21 protein-coding genes are annotated in these 22,744 nt (G+C 26.8%); 1 reads left to right on the forward strand and 20 read right to left on the reverse strand.

The window, feature by feature from the left end; genetic code table 11:
• On the reverse strand, positions 1-2,697 hold the full coding sequence (locus tag ACYQ1U_RS06125) for an SLBB domain-containing protein (protein WP_459885439.1): 2,697 nt from the start codon (positions 2,695-2,697) through the stop codon (positions 1-3).
• A gap of 56 nt (positions 2,698-2,753) precedes the next feature.
• Here ACYQ1U_RS06125 and ACYQ1U_RS06130 point away from each other — a divergent pair, with 56 nt between their 5' ends.
• The gene (locus ACYQ1U_RS06130; protein WP_459885442.1) at positions 2,754-3,641 is read left to right on the forward strand and encodes a sugar transferase; all 888 of its coding nucleotides are present in this window, start codon (positions 2,754-2,756) and stop codon (positions 3,639-3,641) included.
• Here the strand turns inward: ACYQ1U_RS06130 and ACYQ1U_RS06135 are convergent.
• The 19 genes from ACYQ1U_RS06135 to ACYQ1U_RS06225 form a co-directional block, all read right to left on the reverse strand.
• Positions 3,636-4,379, reverse strand: coding sequence for a glycosyltransferase family 2 protein (locus ACYQ1U_RS06135; protein ID WP_459885445.1), 744 nt, complete (start codon positions 4,377-4,379; stop codon positions 3,636-3,638). The genes ACYQ1U_RS06130 and ACYQ1U_RS06135 overlap by 6 nt on opposite strands.
• Positions 4,380-6,113 (reverse strand): carbamoyltransferase family protein, encoded by a 1,734-nt coding sequence (locus tag ACYQ1U_RS06140; RefSeq protein ID WP_459885448.1) that lies wholly within the window; start codon positions 6,111-6,113, stop codon positions 4,380-4,382.
• Between the two features lie 3 nt (positions 6,114-6,116).
• A complete protein-coding gene (locus ACYQ1U_RS06145; protein WP_459885451.1) occupies positions 6,117-7,256 on the reverse strand; it encodes a glycosyltransferase in 1,140 nt (379 codons plus the stop codon).
• Complete coding sequence (locus ACYQ1U_RS06150) at positions 7,240-8,322, reverse strand: CgeB family protein (protein ID WP_459885454.1); 1,083 nt, start codon at positions 8,320-8,322, stop codon at positions 7,240-7,242. The genes ACYQ1U_RS06145 and ACYQ1U_RS06150 overlap by 17 nt, the downstream gene beginning before the upstream one ends.
• On the reverse strand, positions 8,316-9,092 hold the full coding sequence (locus ACYQ1U_RS06155) for a sulfotransferase domain-containing protein (protein ID WP_459885457.1): 777 nt from the start codon (positions 9,090-9,092) through the stop codon (positions 8,316-8,318). The genes ACYQ1U_RS06150 and ACYQ1U_RS06155 overlap by 7 nt, the downstream gene beginning before the upstream one ends.
• Positions 9,076-9,780, reverse strand: coding sequence for a hypothetical protein (locus ACYQ1U_RS06160; RefSeq protein ID WP_459885460.1), 705 nt, complete (start codon positions 9,778-9,780; stop codon positions 9,076-9,078). Before ACYQ1U_RS06160 ends, ACYQ1U_RS06155 begins: the two co-directional genes overlap by 17 nt.
• 473 nt (positions 9,781-10,253) lie before the next feature.
• Positions 10,254-12,122, reverse strand: coding sequence for an asparagine synthase (glutamine-hydrolyzing) (gene asnB, locus ACYQ1U_RS06165; RefSeq protein WP_459885463.1), 1,869 nt, complete (start codon positions 12,120-12,122; stop codon positions 10,254-10,256).
• Positions 12,122-12,988, reverse strand: coding sequence for an alpha-1,2-fucosyltransferase (locus ACYQ1U_RS06170; RefSeq protein ID WP_459885466.1), 867 nt, complete (start codon positions 12,986-12,988; stop codon positions 12,122-12,124). The genes asnB and ACYQ1U_RS06170 overlap by 1 nt, the downstream gene beginning before the upstream one ends.
• Positions 12,988-13,545 carry an acyltransferase gene (locus ACYQ1U_RS06175; protein WP_459885470.1) on the reverse strand — a complete coding sequence of 186 codons (558 nt, stop codon included), beginning with the start codon at positions 13,543-13,545 and terminating at the stop codon, positions 12,988-12,990. Before ACYQ1U_RS06175 ends, ACYQ1U_RS06170 begins: the two co-directional genes overlap by 1 nt.
• Positions 13,538-14,365: a sulfotransferase domain-containing protein gene (locus tag ACYQ1U_RS06180; RefSeq protein WP_459885473.1), complete on the reverse strand. Its 828-nt coding sequence runs from the start codon at positions 14,363-14,365 to the stop codon at positions 13,538-13,540. Before ACYQ1U_RS06180 ends, ACYQ1U_RS06175 begins: the two co-directional genes overlap by 8 nt.
• Positions 14,362-15,591: an oligosaccharide flippase family protein gene (locus tag ACYQ1U_RS06185; protein ID WP_459885475.1), complete on the reverse strand. Its 1,230-nt coding sequence runs from the start codon at positions 15,589-15,591 to the stop codon at positions 14,362-14,364. Before ACYQ1U_RS06185 ends, ACYQ1U_RS06180 begins: the two co-directional genes overlap by 4 nt.
• Positions 15,588-16,424, reverse strand: a complete 837-nt coding sequence (gene cysQ, locus ACYQ1U_RS06190; protein ID WP_459885477.1) for a 3'(2'),5'-bisphosphate nucleotidase CysQ — start codon at positions 16,422-16,424, stop codon at positions 15,588-15,590. Before cysQ ends, ACYQ1U_RS06185 begins: the two co-directional genes overlap by 4 nt.
• Positions 16,425-16,635: 211 nt before the next feature.
• Entirely contained in the window at positions 16,636-17,238 is a 603-nt protein-coding gene (gene cysC, locus ACYQ1U_RS06195; RefSeq protein ID WP_459885480.1) for an adenylyl-sulfate kinase, read from the reverse strand.
• 128 nt (positions 17,239-17,366) lie between these two features.
• The gene (gene cysC / locus ACYQ1U_RS06200) at positions 17,367-18,092 is read right to left on the reverse strand and encodes an adenylyl-sulfate kinase (RefSeq protein WP_459885483.1); all 726 of its coding nucleotides are present in this window, start codon (positions 18,090-18,092) and stop codon (positions 17,367-17,369) included.
• A 48-nt stretch (positions 18,093-18,140) separates the two neighbouring features.
• Complete coding sequence (locus tag ACYQ1U_RS06205; RefSeq protein ID WP_459885485.1) at positions 18,141-18,491, reverse strand: four helix bundle protein; 351 nt, start codon at positions 18,489-18,491, stop codon at positions 18,141-18,143.
• Between the two features lie 63 nt (positions 18,492-18,554).
• Positions 18,555-20,033 carry a sulfate adenylyltransferase subunit CysN gene (gene cysN, locus ACYQ1U_RS06210; RefSeq protein ID WP_459885488.1) on the reverse strand — a complete coding sequence of 493 codons (1,479 nt, stop codon included), beginning with the start codon at positions 20,031-20,033 and terminating at the stop codon, positions 18,555-18,557.
• A 47-nt stretch (positions 20,034-20,080) separates the two neighbouring features.
• Complete coding sequence (gene cysD, locus ACYQ1U_RS06215; RefSeq protein ID WP_459885491.1) at positions 20,081-20,992, reverse strand: sulfate adenylyltransferase subunit CysD; 912 nt, start codon at positions 20,990-20,992, stop codon at positions 20,081-20,083.
• A 65-nt stretch (positions 20,993-21,057) separates the two neighbouring features.
• Positions 21,058-22,299, reverse strand: a complete 1,242-nt coding sequence (locus ACYQ1U_RS06220; RefSeq protein ID WP_459885494.1) for a GDP-L-fucose synthase family protein — start codon at positions 22,297-22,299, stop codon at positions 21,058-21,060.
• Between the two features lie 32 nt (positions 22,300-22,331).
• Positions 22,332-22,697 carry a four helix bundle protein gene (locus ACYQ1U_RS06225; RefSeq protein ID WP_459885497.1) on the reverse strand — a complete coding sequence of 122 codons (366 nt, stop codon included), beginning with the start codon at positions 22,695-22,697 and terminating at the stop codon, positions 22,332-22,334.
• Positions 22,698-22,744 lie beyond the last annotated feature (47 nt).

Genomic DNA, 22,744 nt, shown 5'->3' on the forward strand with positions numbered 1-22,744 from the left:
TTAAAACGCTCCTACTGTTTTCAAACTAGCTGCTGTGATTGCAAGCTGATAAAGAATTGATGTTAAGTCTTTTGTAATACCATACCAAGTAGATGTTTTAATTTTAATAGGCACAGTAATAGCATCTCCTGGCTTAACTTTTATATTATCATAAAATAAAGTCCCAAACTCACCTTTATCAGTAAATCCATTTGCATGTACTACAAAATATATATCATCAGCTAAACTAGTCCTTCCTCCTGCTTTTTTGATATATTTAAGCGAACTATCAGTAGTATAAACAAATGCTGTTGGGGTTAATACTTCTCCCATTACAATAACACTATCTTTTTTGGACGGGATATATAAAGTATCATTATTTTCCAGTACTATATTATAAGGAGATTTTTCAAATTTTGTCAGATTTTTATCTAAAATAATTGCTATTCTTCCAATAGGTTTTAGTTGTTCAGCTTGAATAGCCACTGAATCAATAGCTTCTATTAAGTTTTTAGCATCTAAATTACCCTCACCAGCTCCCTTAGCACTTGCTGCTAAAATAGCCACTTTTTTCTTAAGTTTATAAATCATCTCTTTTAATCTTTTCTCTTGCATTTTACGAACACTCTCTCTTGTAAATACAGCCGCATAAAGATATGCATTTTTTGTAAATCCACCAGCTCTTTTGATTACATCAACTAATCTATCGCCTTTTTGAATCACATAAACACCTGGATATTTTACTTCACCTTTTATAGTTACTGTCTCTCTTTCATTCCAGTTTGGTATAGTTTTTACATCTATTTCATCGTAAGGTTTAAGTTCAAAGTTCAAATCTTTTATTGAGAGCTTTTTGATTTCTCTTATCCTTTGACCATTTATTACTTTGTATCGTATTAGCTCTATATAATTTTTATCAGCTTTATCCTCAAGCCATCCAGCCATTGTTAAAGCATCTTTTAGAGTCATACCTTTAGCATACACATAATTTCCTGCTTTATTCACAGCACCTAAAACATTAATATATTTTAATGGCTCAAAATTATAATAATCAAACAGAGTTATTTCATCAAAAGGCTTTAATTTATAATCAGGGTTTTTTGTAAAATCCACGTATTTTAAAACTGGCCTAAAGTTTTTGTCATAACTTATTACCTGTACTTTTTTAAGATTTGCATTTTCTAAAATTCCTGCATTATTTATAACATCTTTTAAAGTAGTGCCTTCAAACCATCTATATTTACCTGGTTCTTTAACACTTCCCTTTACTATTACATATTCTGCTGGTAATACCTCGTATTTGTTAAAAATAAATATCTCATCTTTTTTACTTAAAGTAATATCCCCTGGATTTTTGAGAGAAAAAGAAATTATTTTATTATCAAATTTTCTAATCACTCCATAATCATAATAAGTGTCTTTCAGATATGAAAGATGTTTTAAAAGAGTAGATAACTTTTTATCTTTTGGTATCTCATAAGTTCCTGGTTTTTCAATGTTTCCATACACTTTTACATAATCTTGATTTAGTTCACTTATCTTATAAACATAAACTTCATCTCCGTTTTTAAACACAAACTTATCATCTAAATTTCTAAAAAACACCTTTACATAAGCGTTATTTACATACCTAGTAATTTTTATGGATTTATCACTTGCTTCAGGCAAAAGCCCTCCGCTAATAGCTATCAAATCTTTTAAGCTTTCTTCTTTTTTCATCTCATAAATAGCTGGGGTAGAAACTGCTCCTCTTAGACTAACAAGAGTCTTTGCCCTTGGGACATATATAATATCTCCATTTCTAAGTAAAGTAGTATCTACTAATTTCCCATCTTTTATCAGTTTATAAAAATCTATTATTTTTAATACTTTTCCATTTCTTTTTAAGTATACTTCTCTCATACTGCCAAGCTCACCAAAACCATTCGCTACTATTAGCAAATCTTTTACAGTTGATAGAGAGTTTAGATTATAAACACCTGGTGCTTTTACATACCCGGTAAGAGCTACCTGAATAAAAGAGTTTACTTTTACATCTACTACTATCTTTGAATTTTGATATGTTGGTTTTAATTTTCTTTTGATGAGATCTTTAACTTCTGCTACGCTAAGCCCTGCGACATATACAGGACCAATAACTGGCAAATAAATATTTCCATTGTTATCTACTGTAAGATTTAAGGTTTTATCATTTCCTCCAAAAACCTGCACTACAATAATATCTCCAACATTTATTTGATAATACTCAGGCACTGCTAAAATCTGCTTGTTTAAGCTATTTCTATTATAAAAAAACTTTTCTCCAAATCTTTTTAAAGGAATATCTTCTATTTTTTGTTGTTTTGACTGGATAAGGTCTATAAGTTTTTTTTCTGGAATAAACGCAAGAGGTTTTCTCAAACTTATATTTGTCTCATTTGTTTCATTTACTTCCACAACTGTTTGATTGATATCATAAGAAGCATTAGTTTCATTAGTATCTAAATATATATCATTTTTTATTGACTGTAAAGAAAGTTTGACGTTTTTTTTATCATTATTTATTAAATTTAATATTTGCTCTTTATCTATACCCTTTTCTTTTAAAATTTGTTGGACCTGAGGAGTATCAAGAAGAGAAGGATTCTGTTTTACTGCTTCTAGAAGAGTATTTATGTCAACTTCTATTGCAAAGAGGATATTTATAAAAATAAATAAAAAAACTAATATCTTTTTCATTCATTCAGCCTTTTTTAGATAAAATTTTATCATAAAAACATAAATCGGGAGAATGGATGATAGTAATTGGAGAAAAATATAAATTTATTCCATTGGAAATCGAAAAAATAAAGGATAATATAATTTATATAAAAGAAAATGAAAAAAATCTAATCTCACAAATAGACAATCTAAAAAATAATTCTTTAGTCATACTAAATACAAAAAAATTTCCTCCAAAAGAATTGATAAATTATCTAAAGTCTAAAAACATAAAATATCTCACAATCGAAGAATATTTAGAAAAATATCTACAAAAACTTTATATCCCAAAAGATAACAGTAATCTTGACTTTTTAGATAAAATAAAACCTTTCTCAAAATGGCAATATTTTCAAAAAAGAACAATTGATTTTGCAATAGCTATTTCTCTTGGGATTCTGACACTCCCTGTCATGATTTATTCAGCCTATAGAATCAAAAAAGAATCTCCTGATGGACCTGTACTTTTCAAACAAACAAGAATAGGAAAAAACAAAAAACTTTTTACTTGCTATAAATTTCGCTCTATGAGGACTGATGTTGATTTTTTTGATCACTATACCCAAGAAAATGACCCTAGAATTTTTCCCTGGGGTGCCATTATGAGAAAAACAAGAATAGATGAATTGCCTCAGCTTTGGAATGTAATAAGAGGAGACTTACATATAATAGGTCCTAGGGCCGAATGGGATGAGCTTGTTAAAAAATACGAAAAAGAGTGGCCATTTTACCATATCCGCCACCTAAACGCTCCTGGAATTACAGGCTGGGCTCAAGTAAATTATCCTTACGGTAGAAATCTTGAAGATACATATCAAAAACTTATGTATGATTTATACTACATCAAAAACTGGTCAATTTGGCTTGAAATTAAGACTATATTTAAAACTATTTGGGTGATGGTGGGGAGAAAGGGGTTATAGATACTGAAACAATTTAAAAAAAGGCTTTTTAATTATAATAAATGGATTTATATTTAGATTATTTACTCTCCAAGCTTTATAACATTCAATATTTGCTTTTATAATATTTTTTATACTTCTATTGCTTTCACCACCTAATCTCATTTTAACTAAAACTTCAGAAATATAACTAGAAGTAATTTTATATTTTTCTAAAAATCTAAGCATTATTTCATAATCTGCTGCTATTTTAAAATCTAAATTAAAAAGTCCATATTGATCATAAATCTCTTTTTTTACAAAAAAAGTTGGATGGGCTGGATGCCATCCTTTTTTAAATAATCCTTCTTGGTATCCTCTTGATTTCCAATATCTTACAATTCTATTAGTATTATCTTTATCTACATACACTAAATCTCCATAAACACTATCTACATTTTTATTCTTAAAAACTTCAACAACTTTTTCAATAACTCTATTATCTACATAAAAATCATCACTATTTAAAATTCCTACTATATCACCACTTGCTAATTTTATACCTTTATTCATTGCATCATAAATACCGTTATCTTTTTCACTTATAAACTTGTCTATTTTATTTCCGTAACTTTTAATAATATCTATAGTTCCATCATTACTATTACCATCAATTATTATATATTCTATATTTTGATATGTTTGATTTAAGACGCTTTCTATTGCATCTTTTATTGTATCTTTGTTGTTATAAACTACTGTTATTATTGAAACTTTCACCTACCTCTCCGTAACTACAATATTCCCCATTACCAACATATCCATCTTAGTTCTGGCGAAACAAGCATAAGCTTCTTGAGGAGTATTTACAATTGGTTCATTTTCATTAAATGATGTATTTAGAATAATTGGTACTCCTGTTTTTTTATAAAAAGTTTCTATTAAAGCATAATATTTTGGCTCTACTTCTTTATCTACAGTTTGTAATCTTCCTGTTCCATCAATATGTACTACTGCTGGCACTAAATCTCTTTTTTCTTTTTTAAATTTAAAAACTTTTTCCATAAATGGAACATAATCTACTTTTTCAAACCAATCAGCAGTATGTTCTTTTAAAATTGATGGAGCAAATGGTCTAAAAGGTTCTCTTCTTTTTATTTTTAGATTTAAAATCTCTTTTGCATCTGCTCTTCTTGGATCTGCTATAATACTTCTATGCCCTAATGCTCTTGGTCCAAATTCCGCTCTTCCTTGAAACCAACCAACAACTCCACCATTTATTAAACAATCTGTAACTAAATCAAAAAGCTCTTCATCTCTATATTTTTTATAAGAAATATTATTATATTTGCAAAACTTTTCTATTTCTTCATCATTAAATTTACTTCCAAAATAACTATGCTTTTGTGGCTTAATTCTTGGATTATCTTTTATATGATTATAAAGCCATAATGCACTTCCTATTGCAGTACCCGCATCGTGTCCTGCTGGTGGTATATAAAGATTTTTAAATGGAGTGTTATCAGTTATTTTTCCATTAGCTACTGAATTTTGAGCAACTCCTCCTGCTATACATACATTTTCAAGATTTGTCTTTTTGTATAAATGATTTAGTATATGAAAAATAGTTTCTTCTGTTATTTTTTGAATTCCATAAGCTAAGTTTTTATGATATTGAGTTAATTCTTCTCCTTTTAGTCTTGGTTTTCCAAACATTTCAATTAAATATTCACTATAAAGAGGCTCAATATAAGGAACACCATTTTCCCAACTCATACTAACTCCCTCTTTTGGATGTCTAAAATATTTTTTATTTATTTCAAAAAGCCCATTATCTTTTAAAATGATTACATCTCTTAATTTTTTCATAATCTCTTTATCTTCTTTTCCATATGGTGAAAGTCCCATAACTTTATATTCATCACCATAATTCATAAATCCTAAAAACTGAGTGAATGTAGTATAAAAAACTCCTAAAGAATGGGGATAAATTACACTATCAAAAACCTCTATTTTATTCCCTTTTCCAACACCTATCATTGTAGAAGTAAAATCTCCAAAACCATCAATAGACAATATAGCACTCTCTTCATATGGGCTTGCAAAAAATGCACTTGCCATATGAGCTCTATGATGTTCAACATTTACAACTTTTGCTTTAATTTTTTCTTTATTGATTCCAAAAACCTTTGATAACTCTTCCTTAATAGAACCAACTTTTTTAGTATTTGCTAATCTATCTTTTATAGCTTTAAAACTCACAATATTTCTTACACTATGAGTTATTTTATTGTATAAATTTGCTGATGGATCTCTTGAAATTGTAATATAATCAACATCCTCTATACCAATACCTGCTTCATTTAAACAAAATTTAATAGATTCACTTGGAAATCCAGACCAATGCTTAATTCTTCTAATTCTTTCTTCTTCTATTGCAGCTATTAATTCACCATCTTTAAATATACAAGCACTACTATCACCATGATATGCATTTAATCCTAATATTATCATTGTTTAACTCCTTTTTGTTTTTAATTTAGAGAAAAGTTGTAAATATTTTTCTGCTCTACTTCTTGCTGTTTCAAAATTTTTTAATTTCTTAAGTCCTTTTTGAATCAACGTTTCTCTTAAAACTTTATTTTCTTTTAACTCTATTATTTTATTAACTATATCTTCTGGATTTAAAGGATCAAAATAAAAAGCTGCATCACCACATATATCCTTTGCAAAAGAGTAATTTGAAGTTAGTATTGGCTTTTTCATTTTCATTGCTTCTGGATAAATTGCACTAAAAGTTTCTAAAAGAGTTGGAGCAAATAATGCATCTACTTGCAAATATAAAGATGGACAAGAATATATAGGAACTTTACCAACATTTATGACATACCTATTATTTTTTCCAAAAAATTTTAAATTCTCATTTTTATCTAAGGTAAGAACAAATTTTATATTTAATTTTTTTTGTTCTATTAATGGTATTAAATCATTTATAATTTCTATATTTTTATTAGGATGAGGATGAGCAATATATAACAACCTAAATTCATTTTCCTCTTTTTCAGGTAACTTTATAAAATAACTATTTTCATCATTATAAAATGCCTTATTATCAAATATTTGATGATAAGTATTTCCTATTACAAATATAGGTTTTGTTATAAATTTAGACAACTTGCTTTTTGCATCATTTGTTTCTACTACCAACACATCTGCATCTCTTTTCAAATAATAAAGTTTATAATAATTAATCATTCTTCTTTTTATTCTATTAAAAAAATTTATCCTCTTATATACAATAGAATCAGGATTATATACCCAACCATCAGCAAATCCTACAACATGCAAAGATTTTGGTCTCCAATAGCTTGGACCAAATACAGTAAAAACAATATCAGGCATTACAAGGTTTTCTATTTCTCTAAGCTTTTTAACGATATCTGTTCTACTTATAATTTGTGCAGGAGAGTTTTTTATAACAAAAATTTTAAAATTAGAAGGAAATTTCTCTGCTTGTAAAAGTTTGTTTAATATAGGAGACAATATAAAAATATATTCATTTTCTCTATCTATTTCTTTAAAAGATTTAATTAAAGATAATGCAACTTGGACTCCCCCTCCAACATATAAATTAGATGTATTAATCAAAATTTTCATTATGCACCTTTATAACTTCTTTACATCTATCTATTACTTCATGACCATCTCTCATTAGTCTATTATATCCATTTTCTCCTATCTCTTTAATCTTATTCGGATTATTTAGATAATATTTTATTTTTCTTAACAATTCTTCTTTATTTCTAAAATATTCAGCTTCTTTTCCTTCTTTAAATAAATTATTAGCTAAATCATCCGTATATTCTGCCATCATCATAGTTTTAGTAGCCGGTATTTCAAAACACCTTCTTGTGTAAGTATCATTATTAAGTTTGGATAAAAAAACAAGAGCTATTTTTGCACTATTAATAGCCAAATTATAGTCTTTTGACAAATAAGTAATTTTATTCATTTTCATTTTTGATAAAAAATATTTATAATATTTTGAATTTTCCCATAAAGTACCATATATTTTTAAATCTATATCATTATCCATTAATAACTTCAAATATTCATCTCTTCCATCATTCTCCCAATGACCAACAAATATTACATCACATTTATATCTATCATTTTTTATATTTGGAATATAAAAATTTTTTTCTTTAATATAATAAGCTCTTAACAAACTTACATTTTTATATCCTAATTTTTTTACATCTATAATATTTTTTTGTCTATATACAAAAACATGATCATACAGATTTAAAGAATTAAAATAGTTTCTCCACTTATATTTTGGATATTTTAAAGAAAAAGGATCGTCATTATTATAATCAAATACCTTTACTCCTAATTTTTTTAATTTTTCAATCGTAACAGGCCAGATATGATAGTTTCTATAAATAAATACTAAATCTATTTTATATTTATTCACAAACTTTATAATATCTCTGTTTATTTTATATATAACTGGTCCTATACTGTATTTATTTTGAAATTTATAATAAACTTTTTTAATAAAATTGTTATCAACGTTTAACACTTTATCATATGGATAATTCTTAAAATAAGTATGCAAATACATTCCATATACTTCATATCCTAATTCTCTAAACCTTTTTTCAAAAATTTTTCCATAAATATCTTTATGTCCTTCTTCAACAATTAAAACTCTTACCACTTAAGATCCTTCTCATAACCTAGCTTTATCAACTCTTTTCCAGCATATTTTTTAAAAACTTTTTTTGATTCTTCGTTAAAATAATTTTTCCAATCTCCTACTATTCCTTTTCTTAAAAAACTATTTTTATTTTCTTCTCCCTCTTTTCTTCCAGATAACTTTTTAAAAGAATATCTATCTACAATTATTTCAGCCTCCTCCTTAGATAAATTCTGACCCAATAAACTACTAACTTTAATTAATTCATTAACAGGATTTGAACGAAACTTTTCATAACTTGTAAATATAATATTTTCTTTATTTATCCAACTATTAACAAATTCACTCCAAGTAAAATGGTGATATTTTGTATTATTCACATATTCTATAAATTTTGGAAGATTTTCTACAACATTCTCATAATCTTCTACTTTAAAATATTTTCTATGTTTATCAACAAGAGATTTATTTTTTTCATTATATATAAGGTAATGAAAATATTGAGAAACTACAATATCTCTACCATCTCTAAAAACAACAATTGGTTTTTTTATATTCCAAGTTAATTTATAATGCCCATGAAGTAACTGTTTTTTTCTAAATAAAGGCAATCTATTTCTAGGAAAAGGTATCTTTAAAGCATCAGAAACCATTTGTCCAATCCATGTACCTCCTGATTTAGGATATTCAGTTAAAACTATATTATCGTTTGGTAAAACCCTGTGAACTAAACACCATCTTAACAATCCATTTAATTTAAACCACCACCAACTTTCAATTTGAAATTTCATTATAATACCTTTCTTTATAAATTAAGCCTAATATAAAACCTATCAAGCCCCAATATATTAATATATTTGAATAATCTTGAGTAATACCAGAAAACACTAAATAGTCAAATAACAAGATAGTTTTTATTGTATTTTTATTTCTTGTAGTTACTAGGATAAAATTTACATAAAAAAGAAATAGAATAAAAAAAAGATAAAAAAACCAACCATATCTAACACTCCACAATATAACATCACTTTCAGCTATTGAATACCAACCATGGATATCAAGATTATTATCAAATGTAACAGCACTAATATCACTATAAATATTATATATATTTTTTAAGGCAGCTTCCACATAATTACCTGCCCCAATACCTAAAGGATTATACCAATAATTAGAATTAGTAAAAATAGGTCCAAAATATCTACCTTCATAAATTAATATTTCATTAATTATCTCTTTATAATTAAAGACAACACAAACTAAAAAAAATAAAATAATAACTAATAAAAACACTTTATATATACGAGTCTTTATTTTTGTAATTAGATACAAAATATAAATTCCAAACAAAGCTAATAAAACAGACTTGTTTCCAATTAATAAGTTATATGTAACAACATACAATGATAAATATATCTTTGTCTTATTTTTTTTAGAAATCATAATAACAAAAAATGGAAGCAAAAAACCTATTGTCATCTTGAATAAGCCTAAATCTTCATAAGAAGGTGTTAAAAAAACATATACCATTGGAGAAAACCAAACCCGATAATCAAATATACTAATATTAGTAACATAAAACCCATAGCATAACTGAATCAAAGTAACTATAACTAACAACCAAATTATATTCATTAATATTTTATCAAAGTTAATAAAATGAGTTTTGTAAAAATAAAAAAAAGTCATAATAATGAAACAATAGAATATTATCTGAAAAAACCATTTAATATTAAAACTTAAATCATATATATAATAGCCATTTATCATTGAATAAAAGTCTATAATAAAAAATATAGCTAAAATTATCAGCACATAAACATTAATTTTTTTAAAAAAAGAAAATCTAAAAAAAAAATAAAACAAACTCCATCCAAATAAAATATAATTACCTATAACTATGGTATACCTACTTAACATAGTAAGTACTGTAATATAAAATAAAAACTTATTTAAAACCATTTTTCCCTCCACATCTGAAACATCAAAATAAGCCATAGTTTATGAGGATTACCATATCCATTAAAATAACTTTTTTTCAGCATATCGATATATTTATAATTAAAAATTCCGCTTTCATGTATAGCTTTTTGACTTAAATACTCTTCAAAATAGATTTTTAATTCATCTCTAAACCACTCAAAAACAGGAATAGAAAATCCCTTTTTTGGTCGCTCCATTAGCTCTTTTGGTATATACTTATGCACTATCTCTTTTAAAATATATTTTGTTTGACTATCTTTTTGTTTGTATTCAACAGGTAATTGAGCGACAAACTCTATAAGATTAAAATCTAACATTGGTTCTCTTCCTTCTAAACTTACACTCATTGTGGCTCTATCAACCTTTGTTAAGATATCATCATTTAGATAAGTTTTAAAACTGTGTGACAACATATTATCAATACTATTTTCAAAAAAAGTTTCTTTTGAGCTTAATTTTAAATTCAACAGCTTTTCTATCTCTACATCATAAAAATATTTAGTGTTAGTTTCGTAAAATTTTGATGGAGAATTGCTATTTTTCAATAGTTCACAAAATTTGTAAAACTTTCCTTCTAAATTATAAATTTTTAAATATTTTGATATTTGAAATGGATTAATTATCTTGTTTAAAATACTTAATGAATGAAACATACAAAATTTATGAAATCTATTATATAAATCATAAGAATTTTTATATGAAGGATACCCGCTAAAAAGTTCATCTCCACCATCTGCACTTAGACTTACTGTAACATATTGTTTTGCAAACCGTGAGACCATAATAGTAGGAATACCACTACTGTCTCCAAAAGGTTCATCATATATTTCTGGCAGTCTTGGCAAAATTTTTAAAGCATCTTTTTGGCTAAGATAGTGTTCATAATGATCAGTACCAAGATATTTTGCTACTTGTTTAGCGTGTATTGCCTCATTATATTTTTCTTCTTTAAAACCAATAGTAAAAGTTTTGATTTTTTGAAAACTATGTTTTTGTAAGATTGCAGCTACTGCACTGCTATCATATCCACCACTTAAAAATACTCCAACTGGAACATCTGAAACCATTCTGTATTTAAAAGCTTTTATCAATAACTCCTCAGTTTCTTTTCTTGCTTCATCAAAAGAGATGTCTAATTTATCTTTTTGATAAAAATCATCAATATTCCAATATTTATGAATTTTGTATTTTAAATTTTTAATATCAAATATTAGATAATGTCCAGCTTCTAGTTTATAAACATTCTGAAATATGCTTAATGGTTGTGGTATATATCCAAATTGTAAATATTTCACAATAGCTTTTTTATTTAAATCTTTTTTAAAATAATGATTTTGATGAAATGATTTTAACTCACTTGCAAACATAAAAAGTCCATCTTTATAATAATAGTAAAGTGGTTTAACTCCTGCTCTATCTCTTATTAATATAAGCTCATCTTTCTTTTTATCATAAATTGATATTGCAAACATTCCATTAAATTTGTGAACTGCATCAATTCCCCATTTATGATAAGCTTTTAATATAACTTCTGTATCAGAATTGGATTCAAAACCATACCCGTATTTTTCAAGTTCATTTCTAATTTCTTTAAAATTATAGACTTCTCCATTATAAACTATTTCTAAATTGTCAAATTTCATAGGTTGATGCCCATGAGAACTTAAGTCTAATATAGAAAGCCTCCTATGACCAAGACCAATATTACATTTACTCAAACTATAAAAACTATATCCACTATCATCAGGACCACGATGATGTAAAACATCTGTCATATTTTTTAAAGTCTCGTAATCACTTTTTTTATTAAAATCCACAAATCCTGCTATTCCACACATTATATTTTAATCCATTCTCTACAAGCTAAATTTAAATCTTTCCATTCATCTTTAAAGAACCATTGTTTTGGAGCTATTACTATTTTATCTTCATTTTCATTCAGCCAAGCTCCCCACCAACTAAAAGTGCTATTTGCAATAATATTATGATCACAATTTTTCATAAGTTCTAAATCTTCAATAGCACTTTTTGTATTTTCTACAAACACTTTATTATCTAAAAAATCAAAATTTTCTTTACACCATTCAATATCATCTGAAAATATAAAAAATACAGGATGTTCCATTTTTTGTAACATATAAGAAATAGTTTTTTTATAATAATCTATTCCACATATTCCATGAACTTGATTAGTATGCTTATTTTGAACATAATCACCTCTTCTTATATGAAGAGATATGCTATTGGTATTTTTTATTTGATCTAAATATTCTTTTGCTTCTTTACTTATTTTTTGTTTTAAAGTGAAATCTTTTAATAATTCATCTCTTATGCCCTTAAAATATTTTTCGTTTTGCCAATATCCATCAAGATATATATTACCCTTTAGTTTAAATATATTTTCATCAAACTTTACTATTTCCTTCTCGTTATAGTAACTTTTCGGTCTATTTATTTTAATACCTAATTTATTTTTAATTTTAAATATTAAATCTTCTTTTCCTCTTAACCTATTACATTCCTCATAAGTTGCTATATTTTCTTCTATATTAAAATAATGCAATTCATATTTTCGTAAAGTCTGCTTTGGATAAAAAGATATGTCTAATTTAAAAGTATCATTATTTTTTATTGCCAAACTTTTTGCAATGGCATATTGAAACATTTGATTTCCAAGACCGCCTGTTATTCTAGTTATTATCATTAAGTAGTCCTTTTTTTAATTAACTTTGCAGGAACACCTGCATATATTCCATATTCTTTTGTAGATTTTACGACTACACTACCAGCAGCGATCACACATCCTTTGCTTACTTTTACACCATCTAAAATCACACTATTTGCCCCTATCCATACATCATCTTCTATTATTATAGGACCTTTTGTAGTACATTCTTGATCTATCATTGGAATTCCACTCATTTTAATACCATGATTTCCACTTGCAATCATACAATTAGGTGCTATCATTACATTATTACCGATAATCACTTTCCCATATATTACTGTATTAGGATTGATCTGGACATTATTCCCTATATCTAACTCACACCATAAAACACAATTTCTATGTATTAGAACATTATTTCCTATTACAATTTTTTTAGGATTTTTGATGCTTACTAATGGATGTATAAATACATTATGACCGTATTTTTTTAAAAATATTTTTTTAAAAAAAAATATATTATATAAATATCTGTATTTTAAAATTTGCCAATACTCACTAAAATGTAATAATACATTCAGTAATTTAATCATTATCATAACCTAAAATTTCAATAAATTCTCCAATTTCATCATATATTAACTTATAGATATCTTCATCAAGATAATTTTTCCAATCACCTATTTGACCTTTTCTAAAAGTAGATGATTTTTCAAAAAAAATACTATCCTTCCTATTAACTAAATAATTTTCATCTATTTCTAAAAATCTTTCTAATTTTTTCAAAGTATAAAGTTGTTTTTCTTTGTCACCACCTCCTTTTTCTCCAATAATATCTTCAAATTTTAAAGAGAAAACAAAAGGTGATTTAATAAAATACCATGGTATACTATTCTTTAATCTTTTTTTTAAAGGTGCAGTTTCAAATTGGGTTCCTTGATTAAATCCATGTAATGAAGCTATTATCCTATCTTTATCACTTTTTAACTTTTTCATTAAATAGTGGCCCTCATAACCTTTGTCTCTTAAATGATGATGAAAATGTGAAACCAATACATCTCTCGGATCTCTTATTATATAAATCATTTTTATATTATACTTTTCTAAATATTTAATAATTTTATCATCAAAAGGCATATGTGCCTGAGAGAAAGTGTTTTCTGGAAAATTTATCAATAATTTTTCAAAATATTTAGTTTTTATACAATGTTCTATATCTAAATCAATTTTAACACCTTGATTACAATTAATTACTTTTAAATATTTAATTAAATTTTTTAAAGGATTAGATGATGTCCTTCTGATTAAAGAACCAGAAAAATGTATCTTATTAGCTTTCAATCCAATTAATTCTAATATTCTAACTAAAACATGAGTTCCTGATTTAGGTAAAGAATTAGCAATAATTTTCATTCCATCCCCTTACTAATATATAGCATTACTTTTAAAAAATATATTCCCCATCCTGTAAACCATAAAATTGAAACAATTAAAATTATTGATACTATACTTATGTGTATTATTCCTCCAACAAATAAAGTTAAAATCATTAAAATAGATATAAATAAATTGAATATATTGATACTTTTCATGTTGTTTTCATGCATTGCTATCATTGTGGATACTCCTTTTATTATATCTCCAACTGCAAAAATCGCTAAAGGCTTTATAAATAATGATGCCTCTTGCCACTTATCTCCTAACCAAAACAAAATAATGTTATCTCCCCATAAAAACAATATTAAGGGAAATATAGACGAAATAACTAATATAATAAAATAATATTTAATATAATTCTGTTTTTTTTCTGGATTTTTTTCAAGATGACTAAATATCACACTACTAAGAGATGTCCTAATAACTGAATCTGATATAGATACTAAATTTTTTGCATTATTATAATTACCTAATATTGAAATACTATAAAATTTTGCTATTATTAACCTATCTAAAGAGTTGAAAAGACCATTCATAACTCTATTGATAAATATTTCAAAACCAAATCTAATTTCGTTCATATATCTTTTTATGATTTTCAATTTCACTAATGTAATTTTTAACTCTCTATTGTAAAAATACAATAACAATAAGTTAAAAAAATTAACACTTACTGCTTTTAAAATTAATGCTAAAACTCCATAACCATAATATGCTACTCCTATTGCAATAACTAAACTTAAAATATTTGAAATAACATTCACAAAAAAAATTTTATCAAAATTTTCTCCTCTAACTAAATGAAATTGATATATTAATCCTAATGATAAAAAAACAACCGAAAATGAAAATAAAATTATATACTTTGCAAAATTTATATTCTCATATAAATAGTCCAAAATAAAAATAGAACCTAATAGATAAATAACATTTAATAATCCTAAAATAACATTTATAGTAAAAAAAGAACTAACAAATGCAGTAGTAATAGTTCTACTCTTTACATAAACAGGTCCTAAACCCATATCTAAAACTGCTTGAAAAAGCATTTGCACACTTAAAATTATAGCAAATACACCAAACTCTTCAGGTGATATTAGCCTTGCCAATATTGCCATACCACCAAAATTTACTATCATATTGACAACTTTACCACCTAATGAGTAAATACTATTTTTAAATAACTTTCTATTATTTATCATTTCACCACTAACCAAGGATTTAGTAAGTTTTCTTTATTATAAAACAAATAGTCAATAGTCGATAGACTATAGTCACTAGTATTTATTTTATATACTTTTTTTCCGGCTTTTCTAACAACAGCATCAGCTGCTGCTGTATCCCATTCCATTGTTGGAGCAAGTCTTGGATAAATATCTGCTTTTCCTTCTGCTACTAAACAAAGCTTTAAGCTACTTCCTATTGAAATAAAATCATAGACGATAGACGATAGTTGATGGTCATAGGTAGTTAAGGATTTAATGAATTTTTTTGTCTCTTCGTTTAAATGGCTTCTGCTTGCTACTATAATAAACTTATCATCACTTCTTTTTATTGGAAGTTTTATTAGTTTATCTTTTTCAATTTTATATGCACTTTCATTATCATTAAAATAAATCCAATCTAAAACTGGTGCATAAACAACTCCAAAAATTGGTTCATTTTTATAAATCAAAGCAATATTTATTGTAAATTCGCCATTTTTTTTGACAAATTCTTTTGTCCCATCAAGCGGGTCTATCATCCAAAAATATTCCCAATTTTTTCGCTCTTCGTATGGAATATCGTTTCCTTCTTCAGATAAAATTGGAAAAATAGAATCAATGTTTTTAATAGATAAATTATTTAACCCATCAAGTATCATTAGATGAGATTTTTTATCCGCTTCTGTAAGCGGAGATTTATCATCTTTATATTCAACCTCAAAGTCTTTATTATATATTTTTAAAACTTCTTCTCCTGCTTTTCTTGCAATTTCTAAAACATCATCTATATTAAACTCAAACTTATCTGTTTTAAATTTTTTATTATACACTTAAAAACCTTTTGTATAGTTTTTAGACAATCGACAATAGTCGATAGTTTTTTAATATGCTATTTTTTTGCTGCGACTAAAGTCGCAGTTCCAGTTTGTAAATACGGCTTTAGCCATATCTTTTTTTGTAATTATGCAAAAATACAATATTGTATCTTATTAACTTTTTGCTATATTTTATCGAACAGACTTCACTACTATTGACTATAGTCTATTGTCTAATATCTAAATATTTTTTATCTTTTAAATAATTTATAATTAAATTTACTGATGAGATTATATCATATTCTGTAGTATCAACTATAATTTCTGGATTTAATGGTTTTTCATAAGGTGAATCAATTCCTGTAAAGTTTTTAATCTCTCCATTTAATGCTTTTTTATAAAGACCTTTTGGGTCTCTTTGTATACAAACTTCAAGTGGAGTATCTATAAAAACTTCTATAAAATTTTCATCTCCTATAATCTCTCTTGCTTTTTTTCTATCTTCAATAAAAGGAGAAATAAATGCTGTAATTGTAATAATCCCTGCATATACAAAAAGTTTTGCAACTTCGCTTATTCTTCTAATATTCTCTTTTCTATCTAAATCACTAAATCCAAGATCCTTATTTAATCTATGCCTTATATTATCTCCATCAAGTAAATATGTATGATATCTCATTTTATTCAGCTCATATTCTAATTCATTTGCAATAGTGCTCTTACCACTTCCACTTAGACCTGTAAACCAAATGACACATCCTTTTTGATTTTTAATTTTTTCCCTGTCATTTCTTGTAACTTTATTAGGATGCCATACAATGTTTTTCATAAAAATCCTTTCCAGTATCCAGACTATAGACTCCAGACAATAGTCAATAAAAGCAATGCTTTGCAGTGCTATTTTTAAATCTTTAACCTATTAAAAAGACTATCGTCTATTGACTATCGTCTATCGTCTTATTTAATATAATTCTTTTTAACATATTTTACTATCAAATCCGCTGCTTCTTCTGGACTCATTTTTTCCGTATCAATTACAATTTCAGCATGTTTTGGTTCTTCATATACATCACTAATTCCTGTGAAGTTTTTTATTTCACCTTTTAATGCTTTTTCATATACTCCTTTATAATCTCTTTTTTTACAAGTCTCAATACTTGCTTTTACATACACTACGATATTATTTTTTACCATTTCTCTTATCATTTTTCTACTTTCTCTATATGGAGATACAAAACTGCAAACAGTAGAAACTGAGTTTTTCTGAAGTGTTTGAATTAAATGGCCTATTCTTTTTATATGTCTATTTCTCTCTTCTCTTGAAAAACCGACATCCGGAAAAAGCTCTCGGACATCTTTAGAATCAATCCTTTCAATAGGAATATCAAGTTTTTGAAGCTTTTCATACACTTTATCAGCAATAGTTGTTTTGCCGGAAAGTGGAAGACCCGTAAACCAGAGATTAAAAGGTTCTATTCTTTTTCTTCCCCATCTAATTTTATGCCATACTTTTTCATGCCCCCAATAGAGCCCAACTTTAGCTACTGTTTCTAAAATACCAGTTGCAATAGCAAGCTCAACATTACCAAAAAAAGCATATACTATTCCCATAGTAGTACCAGTTGCAACAACTCTCCAACTAATCCCTTTTACAATCGACCTTAAATTAGTCTCTTTATACAAGGTTAGACTCCAGACGATAGACTATAGACAATAGACTACAGACGATAGTCATTTTAGTCCTTTTTTAAGTGAACTTATAAAAGAAGTTATCATTTTTGATATTTCTTCATATTCATCTATCCATTTAAGACCTATGTTATTTTCTATATACTCAATTTTTATTCCAATATAAATTTGTGTTTGAACTTCTGCAATAGAACCTCTTGCAATATCTAAGAATTTTATAGTGTCTTTATCAGATATTTTCTCGACTCCTTCAGCAATATTACTTGGAATCGACAATGCACTTCTTGTAATTTGGTCTTTAAATCCATAATCTTTACAATCTCTAAAATATAAATAAATTTCACTACAAATTTTACTAGACCTTTTCCAAATATCTAAACTCTTCGCCTTCATTACCATCCCTTCATCTATCATATATCGTCTATTGTCTCTTTACTATAGTCTATCGTCTATTGTCTATAGATTACTAATATCTTTACATCCCCACTCAGGAAAATGCTCTCTTATAAATTTATTAAGTGCAATTTCAGCTTCTGTATAAACTCTTTTTTTAGCTGTTTTTGTAGATTCTCCTACTATCATTCCAGCAGCTACAGTATTATTTGTGATTTTATCTATTAATATAAATGCTCCTGTCTCTTTATTTTCTTCATAAAAATCAAATGCTATTTTTTCATTCAAATCAATTTTTACTCTTGCAATGTCATTCAGTTCAAGTGTTTTTGCTTCAAGTTTCTCCCAAGTATTTACATCTTTTTTAAATAATATTTTAGAAACTAATGCATTTGTCTCTTTTGTGTAAATTTTTAGTATATATTCTCTATTTTTCAAAGGTTCTTCATCCATCCACACAATCATTGCTTCAAAAGAGTCATTAAATTTAGGTTCTATTTCTCCAACTTTAACTATCAAATCACCTCTACTTATATCTATTTCATCATTTAATGTTAATGTTATAGAGACTCCAGCCCCCAAACTATAGACTCCAGATTCTCCTTTTTGACTATTGTCTATCGTCTCTTGTCTATTGTCTATTGGATTTATTGGATAAATAATATTTTTAATAGTTGATACTTTTTTAGATGGATAAACTATTATTTTATCGCCTACTTTTATTTCACCACTGCTAATAGTACCTGCAAAGCCTCTAAAATCAAGATTTGGTCTATTTACATATTGGATTGGATATCTAAATGGAATAGACGATAGACTATAGTCGATAGACGATAGTTTAATAGTATCTAAATATTTAAGAAGAGTAAGACCTTGATACCAAGGAGTATTTTTTGAGTTTTCTACTACATTGTCCCCTTTTAATGCACTTATAGGAATAAAGTCTATTTTAAAGTCCATATTCTTATATGGAAGAGATAATCTTAATTTCTCAAACATTTTTTTATAATCATTAACTATTTCATTAAATCTTTCCTCACTATAATCAACCAAATCCATTTTATTTATCGCAACTACAATATTTCTAATCCCAAGCAATGTCACTAAAAACGAATGTCTTCTTGTCTGGGTAAGTACTCCTTTTCTAGCATCAATTAAAATAATAGCCAAATCAGCAGTGCTGGCACCTGTTACCATATTTCTTGTATATTGTTCATGCCCTGGTGTATCTGCTATTATATATTTTCTCTTATCAGTTGAGAAAAATCTATATGCTACATCAATGGTAATACCTTGTTCTCTTTCACTCTGAAGCCCATCAACTAAAAGTGCAAAATCAATTTCTCCATCTACTGTCCCGTATTTTTTTGTTTCGTTTTTAGCTTGTGCTATCTGATCTTCAAAAAGCATTTTGGAATCATACAAAAGTCTCCCTATAAGTGTTGATTTACCATCATCTACACTACCACAAGTTATAAATCTTAATAACTCTTTGTTTTCATGCTTTTTTAAATAATCTTTGATATCAACATACTTACTCATAAATCTCCCTTTCTCTTGTCTATCGTCTATTGTCTATTGTCTATCGTCTAAAAATACCCCTCAATCTTTTTCTTTTCCATACTACCTTCTTGGTCTTTATCTATAAGTCTCCCTTGTCTCTCACTTGTTTTGCTTAAAAGCATCTCTTCAATTATTTTTTCAAGAGTATCAGCATTTGAATTTATTGCTCCTGTTAGAGGATAACATCCAAGAGTCCTAAATCTTACCATCTCCATTTTTGCTTTACGTCTTAAATCTTCTGGCATTCTGTCATCATCCACCATAATTTTTGCGCCTTCATACTCAACTACTGGTCTTTCTTTTGCAAAATAAAGAGGTACTATTGGTATATTTTCAAGATATATATATTGCCAAATATCAAGTTCTGTCCAATTGCTAAGAGGAAATACTCTTACACTCTCTCCTTTATTTATATGAGTATTATATAAATTCCAAAGTTCTGGTCGTTGAGCTTTTGGATTCCATCTATGATTTTTATCACGAAAACTAAAAATTCTCTCTTTTGCACGAGATTTTTCCTCATCTCTTCTAGCACCACCAATTACTGCATCAAATCCATATTTATTAAGTGCTTGTTTTAGTGCCTGAGTTTTCATAATATCAGTATGGACTTTACTCCCATGAATAAAAGGATTGATATTCATTTCAATCCCTTCCGGATTAGTATATACTAAAAGTTCCATTCCAAGCTCTTTTGCTCTTTTATCTCTAAACTCTATCATTTCACGAAATTTCCATAATGTATCAACATGAAGAAGTGGAAAAGGCGGTTTTGCTGGATAGAAAGCCTTCATTGCAAGATGCAGCATTACACTACTATCTTTCCCTATACTATACATCATTACAGGATTAGAAAAATTTGCAGCTACTTCTCTTAAAATATATATACTCTCTGCTTCTAGTTGTTTTAAATGTGTTAATCTTTCATTATTTATCATAATAGATCCTTATACCATTTATAAATTCTTTGATTTTAACATATAACGAATAATCAGTAGTAATTTTATTGAATATACCATTTATAAATCTTTGCAATTCCATATTTTAACGGTGTTTTATACTGCCATCCTAAATTATGCAACTTACTAACATCTGTAACTTTTCTCATTGTTCCATCTGGTTTTGAGGTATTGAAATAAAATTCACCTTTAAATCCAACGATATCTTTTATTAAATATGCTAATTCTTTAATTGATATATCCTGACCTGTGCCTATATTTATATGTGTATTTCTAATTTCTTTAAATTCTTGTGAAATTATATCGCAACTCTTATTACTATCCTTTTTAATATTTACTAAATCTTTAAAATCAACTTTTTCCATCAAAAACACACACGCATCAGCCATATCATCACTCCATAGAAATTCGCGTCTCGGTTCTCCCGATCCCCAAATTTCTATGGAAATTTTGAATTTTGAATTTTGAGTTTTGAATAAAATACCATATTTCTTTAATATGTTTAAAATTTCTTCTTTACTTGCTCTTCCATCAATACCTTCAATAGGATTTTTGTTTAAATCTTTTCTAATTTCATCAAAGTTTTCTTCTTCTAAACATTTCCCAAGATGAATTTTTCTGATAAGTGCTGGTAAAACATGAGACTTTTCTAAATCAAAATTATCATTTTCTCCATATAGATTAGTAGGCATCACTGAAATAAAGTTTGTGCCATATTGCAAGTTATAACTTTCGCACATTTTTATACCTGCTATTTTTGCTATTGCATAAGGTTCATTTGTATATTCAAGCTCTCCTGTTAATAAATATTCTTCTTTTATAGGTTGAGGACAGTTTTTTGGATATATGCAAGTACTTCCTAAAAACATTAGTTTTTTTACACCATATTTATATGCATTATGAATTACATTGTTTTGTATTTGAAGGTTTTCATATATAAAATCTGCTCTATATGTATTGTTTGCAACTATTCCTCCGACTTTTGCAGCGGCAAGAAATACAAACTCAGGTTTATGTTGCTCAAAGAACTCTTGAACCGCTATGCTATCTAATAAATCTAACTTAATCCAAGTGATAGAGTTTGTTTTTAATGTTGAATGTTGAATGTTGAATGTTGAATTATTTGGTTTTCTGTTGTGATAATTTGCGATAATATTTGTATATCCTTTCTCAAGAAGTTTTCTGATAATTGCACTTCCTACAAGTCCAGTTCCACCAGCAACAAAAACACGAGAGTGTTTTTGTAATTTTGAATTTTTAATGTTGAATGTTGAATTTTTTTTCATTTTAAACCTTTCCCTTTATTAAACATTCATAATTAAACATTATTTTTCCCTTGGCTACTTTTTACTATACTGGTTAATAATTTTATAATTTCCTCTATATCATTCATTAAACTTTTTGTATGCTTATCATTTACATCTAAATATCCTGTTTTTATCAATAAATTTATCCAATATTTAGATTCTCTTGCTTCTTTACTAGCTATGCTCATTTTTGCTATAAAATCAGCCTTTGATTGTCCTGCCAGAGCTTCATTTACATTTGCACCTATTGAAGTTCCACATCTTAATAACTGTTTAGATAAAACATATTCATTTTTATTTTTACAAAGATATTGATACAATTTTACTATTCTAATTGCAAAATTAAATGTTTTATCCAAAATAATATTATTTGTCATTTCCTATCCTAATTAAATTAATCATTCAACATTTATAATTCAAAATT

The organism is Caminibacter profundus (genome assembly GCF_054657155.1).